The following is an 18,619-nucleotide window of genomic DNA, read 5'->3' on the forward strand; positions in this document are numbered from 1 at the left end:
CCAGGGCGGCTACGACGAGCTGGACGACCCTCCTCCGACGCCGCGCTGGCGCATCCGCTGGAGCGCCTCGTCGAGGAGCGCCGCACCGTCGGAGTCGCTACGGCGCTCCTTGACGTAGGCGAGGTGGGTCTTGTAAGGCTCGGTGCGGGGCGCTTCAGGGGGCGTGGCACGGTCCTGTCCGGCCGGGAGCCCGCAGCGCGGGCAGTCCCAGACCTCGGGGATCTCGACCTCGCCGTCGTCGGCGAAGCTGGGCCGTGTCTCGTGGTCGTGGGCGCACCAGTAGCTCACCCGGATCCGGGGGGCGGCGTCGCCGCGCTCGGTCTCCCCCATGGGGCCGGACCCGACGCGGGATCCGCGGATGGCATTCGTGTTGACCATGGTGCCTCGTTTCGCCGGACGCTACGACAAGGTCAGCCTACGCCCACCCGGCCCGACGGGCTCCCCCGCAGGGGTGAGGCGGTGCGGGGAGTCGTCCGGCGAGGACCAGACCGGTCAGCTGAAGCGGACGAGGACGCCGAGGCCCACGATGACCGCGACCCACACCAGGGCCATCGCCACGGTGATGCGGTTGAGGTTGCGCTCCGCGACGGAGCTGCCCCCCAGGCTGCTGCTCATCCCGCCGCCGAACATGTCGGACATGCCCCCGCCGCGCCCCTTGTGCATGAGGATCAGCAGCACCAGGAAGAGGCTGGTGATCACCAGCAGGGCGTCCAGGAACCAGCGGACGTACTCCACGTGGGCACACCTTGTCGTCGAACGGGCAGCGGTCAGGTGCTCCGGGACACGACGATCCGCGGAGCACCAGACAGCCTAACCGACGAGCTGTCGGGCCGACGAACCGCCGCGCCTCAGCCGGCGGCGCCGGCGTGCGAGCGGAAGCGGCAGATGGAGGCGAAGTCCTCCACCGACAGCGAGGCTCCGCCCACGAGGGCGCCATCGACGTCGGGTCGCTGCATGAGCTCGGCGACATTGCCCGGCTTCACCGAGCCGCCGTACAGCACCCGCAGACCCTCGGCGACGTCACCACCGACGAGGTCCCCGACGGCCGAACGGACTGCGGCGCAGACCTCCTGCGCGTCGTCCGGAGTCGCCACCTCGCCGGTGCCGATCGCCCAGACCGGCTCGTAGGCCACGACGACCCGGGACACCTGGTCGGCGTCCAGGCCCTCCAGCGCGGCGCGCAGCTGGGCGACGACGTGCTCGACGTGGGTGCCGGCCTGTCGGACCTCCAGGGGCTCCCCGACGCACAGGATGGGCGCCAGGTCGTGCCGCAGGGCGGCCCGGACCTTGGCAGCGACGAGCTCGTCGGACTCCTGGTGGCCGTCCCGTCGCTCGCTGTGGCCGACGGCGACGTAGGTGCACCCGAGCTTGGCCAGGAAGGCGCCCGAGATGTCACCGGTGAAGGCCCCGTCGTCGTGCGGGCTGAGGTCCTGTCCGCCGTAGCGCAGGGAGAGCTTGTCACCCTGCACCAGCGTCTGGACCGAGCGGAGGTCGGTGAAGGGTGGCAGGACGACCACCTCGACGTCGGCGTAGTCGTGCTTGCCGTCCCGCAGGGTCCAGTCCAGCTTCTGGACGAGGTGCGTCGCCTGCAGGTGGTCGAGGTTCATCTTCCAGTTGCCCGCCATGAGCGGGGTACGGGTCGACGTCTGCTGCGTAGCCATCAGTCCTCCAACACCTGCAGGCCCGGGAGCTCCTTGCCCTCGAGGTACTCCAGGCTCGCCCCACCACCGGTGGAGATGTGCCCGAAGTCGTCATCAGCGTGCCCGAACTCACGGACCGCGGCGGCCGAGTCGCCCCCGCCGACCACGGTCATGGCACCCGCCGCCGTCCGCTCGACCAGGGTCGCCGCCACGGCGCGCGTCCCGGAGGCGAACGGCTCCATTTCGAAGGCACCCATCGGGCCGTTCCAGAAGATGGTGCGAGCATCGGCCAGCTTCTCGGCGAAGAGCGCCTCGGAGTCGGGACCGATGTCCAGGCCCATCCGGTCGGCGGGGATCTCGTCGGCCGGGACGACCTCGTGCGCCGCGTCCGCGGAGAACGCGTCGGCGACGACGATGTCGGTGGGCAGGACGATCTCCACGCCCCGCTCGGTAGCCGTCTCGAGGTAACCGCGGACGGTGTCGACCTGGTCCTCCTCGAGCAGGCTCGTGCCGACCTCGTGGCCCTGGGCCTTGAGGAAGGTGAAGACCATGCCACCGCCGATGAGCAACCGGTCGGCCACCGCGATGAGGGACTCGATGACCCCCAGCTTGTCGCTGACCTTCGCGCCACCGAGGATCACGGCGTAGGGGCGGGCCGGGTCCTCGCGCAGCTGGCGCATGACCTCGACCTCGGAGCGCACCAGTCCACCGGCCGCGTGCGGCAGGAGGGTCGCCACGTCGTACACCGAGGCCTGGGCGCGGTGCACGACGCCGAAGCCGTCGGAGACGAAGCCGTCGGCGAGCCCGGCCAGGGCCGTCGCGAACTCGGCGCGCTCCGCCTCGGACTTCGCCGTCTCGCCGGGGTTGAACCGGAGGTTCTCCAGCACGACGACGTCCCCGTCGGCCATCGCCGCCACCGCGGCGCTGGCCCGCTCCCCGACGGTCTCCTCGACGAAGCTCACCGTGACGTCCTCACCGAGGAGCTCGTCCAGCCGGGCCGCCACCGGGGCGAGGGAGTACTTCGCCTCCGGGGCACCCTTGGGACGACCGAGGTGGGCGCACACCACGACGCGCGCACCGGCCTGGGAGAGCTCGGTGATGGTCGGCACGGAGGCCCGCACGCGGCCGTCGTCGGTGATCGTGGAGCCATCCAGGGGGACGTTGAGGTCGCTGCGGACCAGCACCGTCCGGCCGGACAGCCCGCCGAGCTCTTCGCTCAGCTGCTCGAGGGTCCGCATCAGAGCTTGCTGCCCACCAGCGCCACGAGGTCCACCAGCCGGTTAGAGTAGCCCCACTCGTTGTCGTACCAGCCCACGACCTTGACCTGGTCCCCGATGACCTTGGTGAGGCCGGAGTCGAAGATGCAGGAGGCCGGGTCGGTCTCGATGTCCTTGGAGACGATCGGGTCCTCGGTGTAGACCAGGATGCCCTTGAGCTCACCCTCGGCAGCCTTCTTCACCGCGGCGTTGACCTCCTCGACGGTGACCTCACGACCCGCCTGGAAGGTCAGGTCGGTGGCCGAGCCGGTGGGGGTCGGCACGCGCAGGGCGTAGCCGTCGAACTTGCCCTTGAGCTCGGGCAGCACCAGGGCGACGGCCTGGGCCGCGCCGGTCTTGGTGGGCACGATGTTGAGCGCGGCGGCGCGGGCACGGCGCAGGTCGCTGTGCGGGCCGTCCTGGAGGTTCTGGTCCGCGGTGTAGGCGTGGATCGTGGTCATGAGTCCCTTGACGATCCCGAACTCGTCGTTGAGGACCTTGGCCATCGGCGCGAGGCAGTTCGTCGTGCACGAGGCGTTGGAGATGATCGTGTGCGCCTGCGGGTCGTAGTCCTTCTCGTTGACGCCCATGACGATGGTGATGTCCTCGTTCTTGGCGGGCGCGGAGATGATGACCTTCTTGGCGCCGGCGTCGAGGTGCGCCTTGGCCTTGGTGGCATCGGTGAAGATGCCGGTGGACTCGACGACGATGTCAGCGCCCAGGTCGCCCCAGGGCAGGGCGGACGGGTCCTTCTCGGCGAAGGCCTTGAAGGCCTTGCCGTCCACACTGATCTCGTCCTCGGTGCTCGTCACCTCGCCGTCCAGGCGACCCAGGATGGAGTCGTACTTCAGCAGGTGGGCCAGGGTCGCGTTGTCGGTGAGGTCGTTCACCGCCACGATCTCGATGTCGGCCCCGGAGGCGAGCACGGCCCGCGTGAAGTTGCGGCCGATGCGACCGAAGCCGTTGATCCCTACGCGAACGGTCATGGAGGACACCCTTCTTCGATGGTTGGTCGGCGGCAGGATGGCTCCCGCTGCCTGTCGGTCAGACGCCGTCGTCCTGACCCCAACCTATCGGCCCGGGGTGCCCGGCACCACATCGGCCTGACCCTGCGTCAGTCCTCCAGCATGTCTGCCGTGAGGTTGGCCTCGGTGCCGTCGATGCCGAGCTCCTCGGCCCGCTTGTCGGCCATGGCCAGCAGTCGTCGGATCCGCCCCGCGACGGCGTCCTTGGTCATGGGCGGGTCCGCCAGCTGGCCGAGCTCCTCGAGGCTGGCCTGCTTGTGCTCGAGCCGGAGCTCCCCTGCCACCCGCAGGTGCTCGGGCACCTCTGGCCCCAGGATCTCCATGGCACGCTCCACGCGGGCACCGGCGGCCACCGCGGCGCGGGCCGAGCGCCGGAGGTTGGCGTCGTCGAAGTTGGCCAGCCGGTTGGCGGTGGCGCGGACCTCGCGGCGCATCCGCCGCTCCTCCCACGCGAGGACCGCGTCGTGCGCCCCCAGCCGGGTGAGCATCGCCCCGATGGCGTCGCCGTCGCGGATCACCACCCGGTCGACCCCTCGCACCTCGCGGGCCTTGGCCTGGACCCCCAGGCGGCGGGCCGCGCCGACCAGGGCCAGGGCTGCCTCGGGCCCCGGGCACGTCACCTCCAGCGCCGAGGAACGGCCGGGCTCGGTGATCGAGCCATGGGCGATGAAGGCGCCACGCCACGCCGCCTCGGCGTCGCACACCGAGGCTCCGACGACGCGCGGCGGAAGGCCACGGACAGGGCGCCCGCGGTGGTCGATGAGCCCGGTCTGGCGGGCGAGGGACTCCCCGTCGGAGGTGGCGCGGACGACATACCGCGTCTGCTTGCGCAGCCCGCCCGGGCTCATGACGACCAGCTCGCTGCTGGAGCCGTAGACCTCGGCCATGAAGGTGCGCAGACGTCGGGCGCTCTGGGCGGTGTCGAGCTCGGCCTCGATGACGATGCGTCCCCCGACGATGTGCAGTCCCCCGGCGAAGCGCAGCATGGTCGACACCTCGGCCTTGCGGCAGCAGGTCTTGGTGACGGGGAGCCGGCTGAGCTCGTCCTTGACCTTCGCGGTCATCGCCACAGCAGTCATCCTCCTCGGTCGGCCGGTCGTGGTTCCCGGAGCGGTGTCCCCGGACGACCCCGGAAGGCTACCCTCTGGTAGGGGCGCGGCGCTCACAGACCCTGCTCCGACATGACGTCGCGATAGGCCGCCGCGAGCCGCAGCGTGTCGTGCACACCGGGGCGTCCGGGCTTGCCCACGGTGGTGAGCACGAGGCTCGCGCCGACCTGGTCGACCGCGGCCTCCAGGGCGGCGCGCTCCGCGTCCGTGCGCACCACCTGGGGGTCGGCGATGACGTGGTCGAAGGTGAGGTCCGGCGCGTGCGCCGCGATCGCGCCGACGTGCTCCGCGAGGCTGTAGCCGCTGGCCTCGTCGTCGCTGAGGCTGACGTTGAGGGTGAGGATGCGGCGGGCGGGGGTGTCGCACAGGGCCCGGCGCAGCTCAGGGACGAGCAGGTGGGGCATGACCGAGGTGAACCACGAGCCCGGACCCAGGACGACGAGGTCGGCGAGCGTGATCGACTCGACCGCCTCCGGGCAGGCGTGCGGTGCCTCCGGGATGAGCCGGACCGAGCGCACGGTGCCCGGGTGGCGGGCTACGGAGGACTGGCCGCGCACGGTGCTGCGCACCGAGGTCCCGTCGGCCCCCTCGGCCTCGAGCTCGGCCTCGATCTCCAGGGGCTCCAGGGCCATCGGCAGCACCCGCCCGCGGGTGTTGAGCAGCCGGCCCACGAGGTCGAGGCCGCGGACCTGCTCGTGCGGTCGGAGGTCCCACAACGCCATGATGAGCAGGTTGCCCAGGGCATGCCCCGAGAGCTCGCCCTCGCCACGGAACCGGTGCTGGAGGACCGCCGACCACTGGTGCCCCCAGGCGGTGTCCTCGCACAGCGCGGCCAACGCCATCCGCAGGTCACCGGGCGGCAGGATGTCGTACTCCTGGCGCAGGCGCCCGCTGGACCCGCCGTCGTCGGCCACCGTGACGACGGCGGTGATGGCCTCGGTGAGGTGACGCAGCGCGCGCAGGCTCGCGGAGAGGCCGTGCCCCCCGCCCAGCGCCACCACGCGCGGGCCGCTCACTCGCGCCCCAGATCGCGGTGGAAGGTGGACAGCTGGACGCCCTCCTCCTGCAGGTCCGACAGCCGGCGGGTGAGCTCCTCCGCCGTGGCGACCGACCGGTGCTTGCCGCCGGTGCACCCCACGGCGACCGTGACGTAGCGACGGCCCTCCGCGAGGTAGCCCTGCACGCTGGTCCGCAGCAGCTGCTCGGCGTGCTCGATGAACTTCTGAGCGAGCTCGTGCCCGAGGACGAAGTCGCGCACGGGGGCCTCCCTGCCGGTGTGCGGCCGCAGCTCGGGGATCCAGTAAGGGTTGGGGAGGAACCGCAGGTCGAGGACGACGTCCGCATCCAGCGGTATGCCGTACTTGAAGCCGAAGGACATGATGGCCAGGCGCAGCCTCACGTCGGCGTCGACGTTGAGCAGCGCATCGATCTTGGCGGACAGCTCGTGGACGTTGTAGCTGGAGGTGTCCAGCACCAGGTCGGCGTCCGAGCGCAGGTCCCCGAGCATCCGCCGCTCCCGGCGGATGCCGTCGAGCAGCAGCCCCTCCCCCTGCAACGGATGGGGGCGGCGCACCGCCTCGAAACGTCGGACGAGCGACTCGTCGGAGGAGTCCACGAAGACCACCCGCGGACGCCACCCCCGGTCGGCGAGCGTCGCCAGCGCCCCCGACAGCTCACTGGTGAAGTCGCGGCTGCGGACGTCGACGACCACCGCCACGCGCTGGCGCTGCGGGTCGTCGGCGGTCGTGTCCATGAGCTGGACGATCATCGCGGGAGGCAGGTTGTCCACGACGTACCATCCGCGGTCCTCGAGGACGTCGCCGGCCGTGGTCCGGCCGGCGCCCGACATCCCGGTGAGGATGACGACGTCGGCCCGCCCGGTCGCCTCCGGGCGCGTGGGCGCCTGCTCCCCCAGATCGGATCGGCGTGACGTCACGATCTCTCCTCCCGTCGCTCGTCCCGGGCTGGCCGACCGGCACGTCGCCTGGTCATTCGAGCACCTCGCCCGTGCTCAGGTTAACGGCAGGGGTGACGCTCTCGCCCGCGAGCCGCGCGTGCACGACGGCGGCCAGCGCTGGGCCGACCCCGGGCACCTCCTGCAGCTGCTCGACGCTCGCGGCCCGCACCGCCTTGACCGACCCGAGGTGACGCAGCAGAGCCTGCTGCCGGGACGGCCCGAGACCCGGGATGCCGTCCAGGGCGCTCGTGGTCATGCTGCGGGACCGGCGCTGGCGGTGGAAGGTGTTGGCGAAGCGGTGCGCCTCGTCGCGGACCCGTTGCAGGAGGTAGAGCGCCTCGCTGGTCCGCGGCAGCACCACCGGGTAGTCCTGGTCGGCGCTCCAGACCTCCTCCAGGCGCTTGGCGAGACCGACGACCGCCACGTCGGTCACCCCCACCGCGCTCAGGGCGGCCTGGGCGGCACGCACCTGCGGACGCCCTCCGTCGACGACGACGAGGTTGGGGGGATAGGCGAACTTCGCCGGTCGTCCCTCCTCGTCGGCGCCGGGGGCAGGGGCTTGCGTGAGGTGGCGGAACCTGCGGCTGAGCACCTCGTGCATCGCCGCCGTGTCGTCTCCCGTCCCCGTCCGCACGATGAAGCGGCGGTACTCACCCTTGCGGGCCAACCCGTCCTCGAAGACGACCATGGACCCGACGACGTCGCTTCCCTGGACGTGACTGATGTCGAAGGACTCGATGCGCAGCGGCGCGTCGTCGAGCTCGAGGACCTCCTGCAGCTCCTGCAGGGCCTGCGACCGCAGGGTCAGGTCGCCGGCGCGCGTGACTTTGTGCCGGGCCAGCGCCTGCTGCGCGTTGCGTTCCACCGTCTCCAGGAGGGTCCGCTTGTCGCCCCGTCGGGGCACCCGGACGCTGACCCGCGACCCGCGCAGCCCGCTCAACCACTCCTGCACCTCCTCGTGACCGGCCGGGAGGATGGGCACGAGCACCTCGCGGGGGACGTCCTCACCCCGCTCCGCGCCGTAGACCTGCTGCAGCAGGTGCTCGACGACGTCCGGCGTCGACTCGGCCCCCTTCTCGCTCACCCACCCGCGCTGGCCGCGGATCCGCCCGCCACGGACGTGGAAGACCTGCACCGCCACCTCCAGCTCGTCCTCGGCGAGGGCGTAGACGTCGGCGTCGGTCGCATCGGGGAGGACGACGGCCGAGCGTTCGAGGGCCTTGCGCAGGGCGCCGACGTCGTCCCGCAACCGGGCGGCCGTCTCGAAGTCGAGGTCGGCCGAGGCCCGATGCATCCGCTCCTCGATGTCCCGGACGAAGCGGTTGCTGTCACCGGCCATGAAGGCGCAGAAGTCCTCGGCGATCTCGCGATGCTCCTGCGCGTCGACACGGCCCACGCAGGGCGCTGAGCACTTGTCGATGTAGCCCAGGAGGCACGGCCGCCCGACCTGCTCGGCCCGACGGAAGACACCAGCGGAGCAGGTGCGGACGGGGAAGACCCGCAGCAGGGTGTCGAGCGTCTCGCGGATGGCCCAGGCGTGGGTGTAGGGACCGAAGTAGCGGGTCCCCGGACGTTTGCGGCCGCGCATGACCTGGGCCCGGGGGTACTCATCGCCCATGGTCACAGCGAGGTAGGGGTAGGACTTGTCGTCGCGGTACTTCACGTTGAAGCGCGGGTCGAACTCCTTGATCCAGGAGTACTCCAGCTGCAGCGCCTCGACCTCGTTGCGCACCACGGTCCACTCCACGCTCGCGCCCGAGGTCACCATCTGGCGGGTGCGGGGGTGGAGCGCACCGAGGTCCTGGAAGTAGGACGAGAGCCGAGGGCGCAGCGAGCGGGCCTTGCCGACGTAGATGACCCGCCCGTGCTGGTCCCGGAAGCGGTAGACGCCGGGGTCGGTGGGGATCTCGCCCGGCCGCGGCCGGTAGCTGCGCGGGTCAGCCACTGACGATGACGACGTCGGCGCCGTCGACCTGGGCCGTCAGCGGGCTGAGGCCCTCGGTCGCGGGCCCGGAGACGAGTGCACCGTCCGCGGCGGCGAAGGCGCTGCCGTGACAGGGGCAGACCAGTGTGCCGTCGTCACCGGTCTCGGAGACCATGCATCCGCTGTGCGGGCAGGTGGCGTCGTAGGCCACGACCTCGCCCTCGGTGGGCTGCACGACGATGACCTCGGCGTCCTGGAGGTAGCGGCTGCCACCCACGGGCACGTCGCTGAGCGGCACCCGGACCTCGCCGTCGGCACCGGTGGCGGGCCCGGCGTCCGTGGACCCGTCCGGCGCCTCGCCGCCGCACGCGGCGACCGTGGCGGCCAGGGCCGCGCCGCCACCGCCTCGGAGCACCTGGCGGCGCGCCACCGCGGGGCGGCACGTCGCCGGGCAGCCCTGGACCGGGTCGCGGGGATGCGGGTGGAAGTTCATGCGGTGGACCTCCGCTCCAGACCGAGGACGGGTGCCAGGAAGCGACCGGTATGGCTGGCGTCCACCAGCGCGACCTCCTCGGGCGTGCCCTCGGCGACGACCGTGCCGCCCCCGCGTCCGCCCTCCGGGCCGAGGTCGACGACCCAGTCGGCCGACTTGATGACATCGAGGTTGTGCTCGATGACGAGCACGGTGTTGCCCTTGTCGACGAGTCCCTGCAGGACGCCCAGCAACCGCCGGATGTCCTCGAAGTGCAGACCCGTCGTGGGCTCGTCGAGGACGTAGATCGTGCGACCGGTCGACCGCTTCTGGAGCTCGGCGGCCAGCTTGACCCGCTGCGCCTCGCCCCCCGAGAGGGTCGTCGCCGGCTGGCCCAGCCGGACGTAGCCCAGACCGACCTGCACGAGTGTCGTGAGGTGCCGTGACAGGACCGGCACGGCCGAGAAGAACTCCGCGGCCTCCTCGATCGGCATCTCGAGGACGTCGGCGATGGTCCGTCCCTTGAAGTGCACCTCGAGGGTCTCCCGGTTGTAGCGGCGGCCGTGGCAGACCTCGCAGGGGACGTAGACGTCGGGCAAGAAGTTCATCTCGATCTTCAGCGTCCCGTCACCGGAGCAGGCCTCGCAGCGCCCGCCCTTGACGTTGAAGGAGAAGCGCCCCGGCTGGTAGCCGCGCACCTTGGCCTCGGTCGTCGTGGCGAAGAGCTTGCGGATGTGGTCGAACAGACCGGTGTAGGTGGCCGGGTTGCTCCGGGGGGTCCGGCCGATGGGGCTCTGGTCCACGTGGACCACCTTGTCCAGCTGGTCCAGGCCCTCGACCTTGCGGTGCCGACCGGGCACGTGCCGGGCTCCGTTGAGCTGGTTGGCCATGACGCGGTAGAGGATGTCGTTGACGAGGGTGGACTTGCCCGATCCGCTCACTCCCGTCACGGCGACGAGGTTGCCCAGCGGGAAGCCCACGTCGACCTGCTGCAGGTTGTGCTCGCGCGCGCCCCGCACGACCACGCGGCGTCCGTCCTGCGGGCGGCGCTCCCGAGGGGTCTCGATGACCTTGCGGCCGGAGAGGTACTGCCCGGTCAACGAGGTCGGGTGGGTCAGGAGGTCCTTGACCGACCCGCTGTGCACGACGTGGCCACCGTGCTCCCCCGCCCCAGGACCGATGTCCACCACCCAGTCGGCGGTGGCGATCGTGTCCTCGTCGTGCTCGACGACGATGAGGGTATTGCCGAGGTTGCGCAGCCGGGTGAGGGTCTCGATGAGGCGGTGGTTGTCGCGCTGGTGCAGCCCGATGCTCGGCTCGTCCAGGACGTAGAGCACGCCCACGAGACCCGAGCCGATCTGCGTCGCCAACCGGATGCGCTGCGCCTCACCGCCGCTGAGCGTGCCGGCGGGGCGGTCGAGGGAGAGGTAGTCGAGGCCGACGTCGAGCAGGAAGCCCAGCCGGGCGTCGATCTCGCGGCTCACCTGCCCGGCGATCGCCGCCTCCCGGGGGGTGTAGTCCACCGAGGAGAGGAAATCCGCGCACTGGTCGATCGGCATGGCGCAGACCTCGGAGATGCTGCGACCCCCGACGAGCACCGCCAGGATCTCCGGCTTGAGCCGGGCGCCCCTGCAGGCCGGGCACGGCACCTCCCGCATGTAGCCCTCGTAGCGCTCGCGGCTGCTCTCGGACTCGGTCTCGGCGTGCTTGCGCTTGACGTAGGGCAGCACCCCCTCGAAGCCGGTGGAGTAGCTGCGCTCGCGCCCGAAGCGGTTCTTGTAGCGCACGTGCACCTTGTGCTTGTAGCCCTCGAGGATGGCATCCCGGGCACGCCCCGGGATCTGCTTCCACGGGACGTCCATGCGGAAGCCGAGGTCGTCGGACAGCCCGCCGAGCACGCGGAGGAAGTAATCGCTCAGCCCCGAGGCCGTCGACCAGGGCACGAGGGCGCCGCCGAGGATGCTGAGGTCCTCGCGGACGACCAGCTCGGGGTCGACCTCCAGCTCGACGCCGATGCCGGTGCACTTCGTGCAGGCACCGAACGGGCTGTTGAAGGAGAAGGAGCGCGGCTCGACCTCGTCGATGGACAACGGGTGGTCGTTGGGGCAGGCCATCCGCTCGGAGAACCGGCGCTCCCGCGGCAGCGGCTCGCCGTGCTCGTCGGCCGGCAGCGGCCGACCGGTGTCCTCGTCGGTGCCCTCGGGGACGTCGACGAACTCGGCGACGAGGATGCCGTCGGCGAGGGACAGCGCCGTCTCCACGGAGTCGGTGAGCCGCCGCGCGTAGGCACGGTCCGGTGCACCCGCCCCCGAGCCGTCGTCAGCAGGCTCGCCGCTCTTGCTGACGAGACGGTCGACGACGACGTCGATGCTGTGCTTCTTCTGCTTCTCCAGCACGGGCGGGTCGGTCAGGGTCACGAGCTCGCCGTCGACGCGGGCCCGGGCGAAGCCCTTGGACTGCAGCTCGGCGAAGAGGTCGACGAACTCGCCCTTGCGGCCGCGCACGACCGGCGCCAGGAGCTGGTAGCGGACGCCGGGAGGCAGCTGGAGCAGACGGTCGACGATCTGCTGAGGGGTCTGGCGCTCCACGGGCTCTCCGCAGACGGGGCAGTGGGGCCGCCCGACGCGGGCGTAGAGCAGTCGGAGGTAGTCGTAGACCTCGGTGATCGTGCCTACGGTCGAGCGCGGGTTGCGGTTGGTCGACTTCTGGTCGATCGAGACCGCGGGCGACAGGCCCTCGATGAAGTCGACGTCGGGCTTGTCCATCTGGCCGAGGAACATCCGGGCGTAGGCGGACAGCGACTCGACGTAGCGTCGCTGGCCCTCGGCGAAGATGGTGTCGAACGCGAGCGAGGACTTGCCCGAGCCGGACAGTCCGGTGAAGACGACCAACGAGTCGCGGGGGATGTCGACCGAGACGTCGCGCAGGTTGTGCTCGCGGGCGCCCTGCACGACGAGGCGGTCGTGCCGGGCGCGGGTCACGGCAGGAGCGGGGGAGGAAGATGGCACGTCTCCACTGTAGGTCCAGAGTCCGACACACCTCTCCCTCACGGTCTTTTCCGTCAGGGCAATTGCATAGGTATGCTGACCTCTGCATGAAACCCTCGCCGGGCCGTCGCCGTCCCGATCGTTGTCTCCCGGCCCGCTCCCCGTGGTGGCGTGCCCCGTCCTGAAATCCGGTGATCCCATGACAGAGTCGATCGTCCCGACCTCCTCTGCCCTGCGTCCCGTCCCGGGGGCCGCCCCCCAGGGCCTCTACGACGGTGCCCATGAGCACGACAACTGCGGCGTCGCCTTCGTGGCGACGCTGGACGGTGTGCCCCGGCACGACATCGTCGCCCAGGCCCTGACGGCCCTGCACAACCTCGACCACCGTGGTGCGGTCGGCAGCGAGGCCAACACCGGTGACGGGGCCGGCATCCTCACGCAGGTGCCCGACGCCTTCCTCCGCGCGATCCTGCCCTTCGACCTGCCCGAGGTCGGTCGGTATGCCGTCGGCATCGTCTTCCTGCCCGGCGACGGCCAGGCGGACGAGGTCGCCGGTCAGGTCGAGGAGATCGTCGAGACCTCCGGACTGAGCGTGCTGGGGTGGCGGGAGGTGCCCGTCGACGCGAGCATGATCGGACCGACGGCCCTGTCGGTCATGCCGGTGATGCGCCAGCTGCTCGTGGCCGCCGGCGACGAGGCACCGCAGGAGTCGGGACTGGAGCTGGAGCGCCGGGTCTGGCTGGCCCGCAAGCGGATCGAGCGCCGCACGCCGGCCTACCCGGTCTCCCTCTCGACCCGGACGATCACCTACAAGGGGATGCTCACCACCGACCAGCTCCCGGCCTACTTCGCCGACCTCACCGACGAGCGCTACACCAGTGCCCTCGCGGTCGTGCACTCGCGGTTCTCGACCAACACCTTCCCCTCGTGGCCGTTGGCCCACCCCTACCGCGTCATCGCCCACAACGGGGAGATCAACACGGTCAAGGGCAACCGCAACTGGATGCGTGCTCGGCAGTCCCAGCTGCGCAGCGACCTCTTCCCCGGGGACCTCGCGGACGCCCTGCCGATCTGCACCCCCGACGCCAGCGACTCGGCCACCTTCGACGAGGTACTCGAGCTGCTCAGCCTCGGCGGACGCTCGCTGCCCCACGCGGTGCTCATGATGATCCCCGAGTCGTGGGAGAACGACGACACGATGGACCCCCAGGTCCGGGCCTTCTACGAGTACCACTCGATGCTCATGGAGCCCTGGGACGGACCGGCCAACCTCGTCTTCACCGACGGCACGCAGATCGGCGCGGTGCTGGACCGCAACGGGCTGCGGCCCTCGCGCTACTGGGTGACCGACGACGGGCTCGTCGTCCTCGGCTCGGAGTCCGGCCTCCTCCCGCTGCCCGCCGAGAGGGTCGTCCGCAAGGGCCGCGTGGCCCCCGGCCGGATGTTCCTCGTCGACCTGGAGCGCGGCGAGATCCTCGACGACACCGAGGTGAAGCGGGACCTCGCCGCCCGCCAGCCCTACCGGGAGTGGCTCGACGAGCAGCTCGTGCACATGGAGTCCCTGCCCACCCAGGTGCACGTCCGGCATACCCACGCCTCGGTCACCCGGCGTCAGCAGATCTTCGGCTACACCGAGGAGGAGCTGCGGATCATCCTGGCTCCCATGGCGCAGGCCGGTGCCGAGCCGCTCGGCGCGATGGGCACCGACACCCCGATCGCGGTGCTCTCCGACCGGCCGCGGCTGCTCTTCGACTACTTCGTCGAGGCGTTCGCCCAGGTGACCAATCCCCCGCTGGACGCCATCCGAGAGGAGATCGTCACCTCGCTGGAGGGCTCGACCGGCCCCGAGCCCAACCTGCTCGACGAGACCCCCGACCACGCCAAGCAGGTCGTCCTGCCCTTCCCGGTCATCGACAACGACCAGCTCGCCAAGCTGCGCCGGATCAACGCCGACGGGGAGCACCCCGAGCTCGGCGCTGTCGTCGTCCGTGGCCTCTACCGCGTCGACGGCGGGGCGGACGCGCTGGAGCAGCGGCTCGAGGAGATCTGCGCCGAGGTCGACGAGGCGATCGCCGGCGGCGCCTTCTTCGTCGTGCTCTCCGACCGGCACGCCGACCGGGAGCGCGCACCCATCCCCTCGCTGCTGCTCACGAGCGCGGTCCACCACCACCTCGTCCGCAACAACACCCGCACCCGGGTCGGGCTGCTGGTCGAGGCCGGCGACGTCCGCGAGGTGCACCACGTCGCCCTGCTCGTGGCCTACGGCGCCGCGGCGGTCAACCCCTACCTCGCCATGGAGACGGTGGAGAACCTCTGCTCGGCCGGTCAGGTGCTGGACGGCCTGGACCCGGACGTCGCCCTGAAGAACCTCATCAAGGCGCTCGGCAAGGGCGTCCTCAAGGTCATGTCGAAGATGGGCATCTCGACCATCGCGTCCTACCGCGGCGCGCAGACCTTCGAGGCCGTCGGCCTGTCCCAGGACGTCGTCACCCGGTGGTTCACGGGCACGACCTCCCAGATCGACGGCGTCGGGCTCTCCGTCATCGCCGAGGAGGTCCAGCGCCGGCACGCCGTCGCCTACCCCGTCTCCGGCATCCCGCCCTACCACCGCGCTCTCGACATCGGCGGCGAGTACCAGTGGCGTCGGGAGGGCCCGCCGCACCTGTTCAGCCCCGAGGCCGTCTTCCGGCTGCAGCACGCCACCCGCCAGGGGCGGTACGACGTGTTCACCGAGTACACCAACCTCGTGGACGAGCAGTCCGCGAGCCTCATGACGCTGCGCGGGCTGTTCGGCCTCAACCCTGACCGTGAGCCGGTGGACGTCGAGGAGGTGGAGCCGGTCAGCGAGATCGTCAAGCGCTTCGCCACCGGCGCGATGAGCTACGGCTCGATCTCGCAGGAGGCCCACGAGACGCTCGCCATCGCCATGAACCGGCTGGGCGGCAAGTCCAACACCGGCGAGGGCGGCGAGGACGTCGACCGGCTGCTCGACCCCGAGCGTCGCTCGGCGATCAAGCAGGTGGCCTCCGGACGCTTCGGGGTGACCTCCCCCTACCTCGTGCACGCGGACGACATCCAGATCAAGATGGCCCAGGGTGCCAAGCCGGGTGAGGGCGGGCAGCTGCCGCCGGGCAAGGTCTACCCGTGGGTCGCCAGCACCCGGCACTCCACGCCGGGCGTCGGCCTCATCTCGCCGCCGCCGCACCACGACATCTACTCCATCGAGGACATCAAGCAGCTCATCCACGACCTCAAGAACGCCAACCCCCGGGCCCGGATCCACGTCAAGCTGGTGAGCCAGATCGGCGTCGGCACCGTGGCGGCCGGTGTCTCCAAGGCCAAGTCCGACGTCGTGCTCATCTCGGGTCATGACGGCGGGACCGGGGCCAGCCCGCTCACCTCCCTCAAGCACGCCGGCACCCCGTGGGAGCTCGGCCTGGCGGAGACGCAGCAGACCCTGCTGCTCAACGGTCTGCGGGACCGCATCGTGGTGCAGTGCGACGGGCAGCTCAAGACCGGCCGCGACGTGCTCGTGGCCGCACTGCTCGGGGCCGAGGAGTATGGCTTCGCCACCGCTCCCCTCGTGGTCTCCGGCTGCATCATGATGCGGGTCTGCCACCTCGACACGTGCCCGGTCGGCATCGCCACGCAGAACCCCGAGCTGCGCGAGCGCTACACCGGCAAGGCCGAGTTCGTCGTGACCTTCTTCGAGTTCATCGCCCAGCAGGTCCGCGAGCTCCTCGCGAGCCTGGGGTACCGCTCGCTCGATGAGGTCATCGGCCGTGCGGACCTCCTCGACACCTCCCGGGCGGTCGAGCACTGGAAGGCCGACGGGCTCGACCTCTCCCCCGTCCTGCACCTCACCGAGGTCCCCGAGGGAGCCTCGCGCCGGTGCATCACCACCCAGGAGCACGGGCTGGAGGCGGCCCTCGACAACCAGCTCGTCGAGCTCGCCGGGCCGGCCCTGCGGGACGGGACCCCGGTCACGGGTGACTTCCCGATCACCAACGTCAACCGCACCGTCGGGACGCTGCTCGGCCACCACGTGACCGTCGCGGCCGGACCCGACGGGCTACCGGACGGCACCATCGACCTCACGCTCACCGGGTCGGCAGGTCAGTCCCTCGGGGCGTTCCTCCCCCGCGGAATCACCCTGCGCCTCGTGGGAGACGCCAACGACTTCGTGGGCAAGGGCCTCTCCGGTGGCCGGATCGTCGTGCGCCCGGAGGAGGGCTCGCCCTTCGTGGCCACCGACCAGGTCATCGCCGGGAACGTCATCTGCTACGGCGCGACGTCCGGCCAGGTCAACCTGCGCGGCCTCGTGGGTGAGCGCTTCTGCGTCCGCAACTCCGGCGCCACCGCCGTCGTCGAGGGCGTCGGCGACCATGCGCTGGAGTACATGACCGGTGGGCTCGCCCTCATCCTCGGACGCACCGGGCGCAACCTTGGCGCCGGTATGTCGGGCGGCACGGCCGTGGTCCTCGACCTCGACCGCGGGACCCTCAACCCGCTCGCCGTGGCCACCAACGATCTCCTGCTCGCCCCGCTCGCCGAGACCGAGCACGTCGACGACGTCCGACGGCTCGTCGAGGAGCACCTGGAGCTCACGGGAAGCACCGTGGCGCGGGCGCTGCTCGACGACCCCGACTGGGCGTTGCGGCTTACCGTCATCACCCCGCGCAAGTACGCCAGCGTGCTGCGTATCCGTCGCGAGGCGCAGGAGCGCGGCGACGACCCCAACGGCCCCCACGCTTGGCAGCTCATCCTGGAGGACTCCCATGGCTGACCCCAAAGGCTTCCTGACCCACCGCGAGCGGGAGAACCGGCCCTCGCGCCCGGTCCCGGTCCGGATCATGGACTGGGAGGAGGTGCACGGCGAGCAGGAGACCTCGGTGCTGCAGCGGCAGGCCAGCCGCTGCATGGACTGCGGGATCCCCTTCTGCCACACCGGCTGCCCGCTCGGCAACCTCATCCCGGAGTGGAACGACCAGACCCGGCGGGCGAACTTCGCCGAGGCCATCGAGCGCCTGCACGCGACCAACAACTTCCCGGAGTTCACCGGCCGGCTGTGCCCCGCGCCGTGCGAGACCGCCTGCGTGCTCGGCATCAACCAGCCTCCGGTGACCATCAAGCAGATCGAGGTCTCGATCATCGACCGGGCGTTCTCCAACGGCCGGGTCACCCCGCAGGAGCCGGAGTGGCTGAGCGGCCGGACCGTCGCCGTGGTCGGCTCGGGCCCGGCCGGCCTCGCGGCCGCGCAGCAGCTCGGTCGCGCCGGTCACACGGTCGTCGTCTACGAGCGCTCGGACGCCGTCGGTGGCCTGCTGCGCTACGGCATACCGGAGTTCAAGATGGAGAAGGCGGTCCTGGACCGCCGGCTCGTGCAGCTGCGCGGCGAGGGCATCCGCTTCGTCACCGGCGTCACCATCGGTGGCGACGGGCCGGACGACGAGTCCCTCGAGCAGCTGCGGGAGCGCTTCGACGCCGTGGTCCTCGCGACCGGCTCGACGGTGCCCCGACTGCTGCAGGTCCCGGGTGCCGACCTCGACGGGGTCCACCCGGCGATGGACTTCCTGGTCCCGGCCAACAAGGAGGCGCTGGGCGCCGAGCGGGGCATCGACGCCCAGGGCAAGAATGTCGTCATCATCGGCGGCGGTGACACCGGTGCCGACTGCCTCGGCACGGCGCACCGGCACGGGGCCGCGTCGGTGCTCCAGCTGGAGATCATGTCGACCCCGCCCGGGGAACGTCCCGAGAACCAGCCGTGGCCGACCTACCCGATGCTCTACAAGGTCAGCGAGGCGCACGAGGAGGGCGGCGAACGCAGCTACGGCGTGTCCACCGTCGAGGTGCTCGGCGACGACGACGGGCGCGTGCGCGGCCTGGTCATGGTCGACGGCGAGTTCACCGACGGACGGTTCGTGCCCCGCGAGGGCAGCGAGCGGGAGATCCCGGCCGAGCTGGTGCTGCTGGCGATGGGCTTCGTGGGGCCGGACGAGCAGGCAGCTCCGCCCGAGGTCCTCCCGCGCTCGCCCCGCAACACCTACGAGCGGGACGAGACCTTCGCCACGCCGGTGCCGGGCGTCTTCGCGGCCGGCGACTGCGGTCGAGGGCAGTCCCTCATCGTCTGGGCGATCGCCGAGGGGCGCGCCTGCGCCGCGACCGTCGACCGCTACCTCTCCGGCACGACGACGCTGCCCTCCCCCATCAAGGCCACCGACCGCCCGCTGACCGCCTGAGCGGGGCACC

At 71.3% G+C, this 18,619-nt stretch carries 13 protein-coding genes; 2 read left to right on the top strand and 11 right to left on the bottom strand.

What is annotated here, in order from left to right; all coding sequences use genetic code 11:
* Positions 1–9 precede the first annotated feature (9 nt).
* The 11 genes from FA582_RS08290 to uvrA all read right to left on the bottom strand — a co-directional run bounded on the left by FA582_RS08290 (position 10) and on the right by uvrA (position 12,391).
* Positions 10–378 (bottom strand): RNA polymerase-binding protein RbpA, encoded by a 369-nt coding sequence (locus FA582_RS08290; RefSeq protein ID WP_010148534.1) that lies wholly within the window; start codon positions 376–378, stop codon positions 10–12.
* A 114-nt stretch (positions 379–492) separates the two neighbouring features.
* Positions 493–735 carry a preprotein translocase subunit SecG gene (secG, locus tag FA582_RS08295; protein WP_010148535.1) on the bottom strand — a complete coding sequence of 81 codons (243 nt, stop codon included), beginning with the start codon at positions 733–735 and terminating at the stop codon, positions 493–495.
* Positions 736–848: 113 nt separating this feature from the next.
* Positions 849–1,661 carry a triose-phosphate isomerase gene (gene tpiA, locus FA582_RS08300; protein WP_010148536.1) on the bottom strand — a complete coding sequence of 271 codons (813 nt, stop codon included), beginning with the start codon at positions 1,659–1,661 and terminating at the stop codon, positions 849–851.
* Positions 1,661–2,878: a phosphoglycerate kinase gene (locus FA582_RS08305; protein ID WP_010148538.1), complete on the bottom strand. Its 1,218-nt coding sequence runs from the start codon at positions 2,876–2,878 to the stop codon at positions 1,661–1,663. Before FA582_RS08305 ends, tpiA begins: the two co-directional genes overlap by 1 nt.
* Positions 2,878–3,882: a type I glyceraldehyde-3-phosphate dehydrogenase gene (gene gap, locus FA582_RS08310; protein ID WP_010148539.1), complete on the bottom strand. Its 1,005-nt coding sequence runs from the start codon at positions 3,880–3,882 to the stop codon at positions 2,878–2,880. The genes FA582_RS08305 and gap overlap by 1 nt, the downstream gene beginning before the upstream one ends.
* 128 nt (positions 3,883–4,010) lie before the next feature.
* Complete coding sequence (gene whiA, locus FA582_RS08315; protein WP_010148540.1) at positions 4,011–4,991, bottom strand: DNA-binding protein WhiA; 981 nt, start codon at positions 4,989–4,991, stop codon at positions 4,011–4,013.
* A 92-nt stretch (positions 4,992–5,083) separates the two neighbouring features.
* Positions 5,084–6,046, bottom strand: a complete 963-nt coding sequence (locus tag FA582_RS08320; protein ID WP_170264315.1) for a gluconeogenesis factor YvcK family protein — start codon at positions 6,044–6,046, stop codon at positions 5,084–5,086.
* The gene (rapZ, locus tag FA582_RS08325) at positions 6,043–6,966 is read right to left on the bottom strand and encodes an RNase adapter RapZ (RefSeq protein ID WP_010148542.1); all 924 of its coding nucleotides are present in this window, start codon (positions 6,964–6,966) and stop codon (positions 6,043–6,045) included. Before rapZ ends, FA582_RS08320 begins: the two co-directional genes overlap by 4 nt.
* Positions 6,967–7,018: 52 nt before the next feature.
* Complete coding sequence (gene uvrC / locus FA582_RS08330; protein WP_010148543.1) at positions 7,019–8,932, bottom strand: excinuclease ABC subunit UvrC; 1,914 nt, start codon at positions 8,930–8,932, stop codon at positions 7,019–7,021.
* The gene (locus FA582_RS08335) at positions 8,925–9,404 is read right to left on the bottom strand and encodes a Rieske (2Fe-2S) protein (RefSeq protein WP_010148544.1); all 480 of its coding nucleotides are present in this window, start codon (positions 9,402–9,404) and stop codon (positions 8,925–8,927) included. Before FA582_RS08335 ends, uvrC begins: the two co-directional genes overlap by 8 nt.
* Entirely contained in the window at positions 9,401–12,391 is a 2,991-nt protein-coding gene (gene uvrA / locus FA582_RS08340; RefSeq protein ID WP_141567688.1) for an excinuclease ABC subunit UvrA, read from the bottom strand. Before uvrA ends, FA582_RS08335 begins: the two co-directional genes overlap by 4 nt.
* Before the next feature lie 178 nt (positions 12,392–12,569).
* Between uvrA and gltB the strand changes: the two genes are divergently transcribed.
* The gene (gltB, locus tag FA582_RS08345) at positions 12,570–17,156 is read left to right on the top strand and encodes a glutamate synthase large subunit (protein ID WP_010148546.1); all 4,587 of its coding nucleotides are present in this window, start codon (positions 12,570–12,572) and stop codon (positions 17,154–17,156) included.
* Positions 17,149–18,609 (top strand): glutamate synthase subunit beta, encoded by a 1,461-nt coding sequence (locus tag FA582_RS08350; RefSeq protein ID WP_010148547.1) that lies wholly within the window; start codon positions 17,149–17,151, stop codon positions 18,607–18,609. Before gltB ends, FA582_RS08350 begins: the two co-directional genes overlap by 8 nt.
* Positions 18,610–18,619 lie beyond the last annotated feature (10 nt).

This window comes from Serinicoccus profundi, from assembly GCF_008001015.1.
Lineage (GTDB): Bacteria > Actinomycetota > Actinomycetes > Actinomycetales > Dermatophilaceae > Ornithinicoccus > Ornithinicoccus profundi.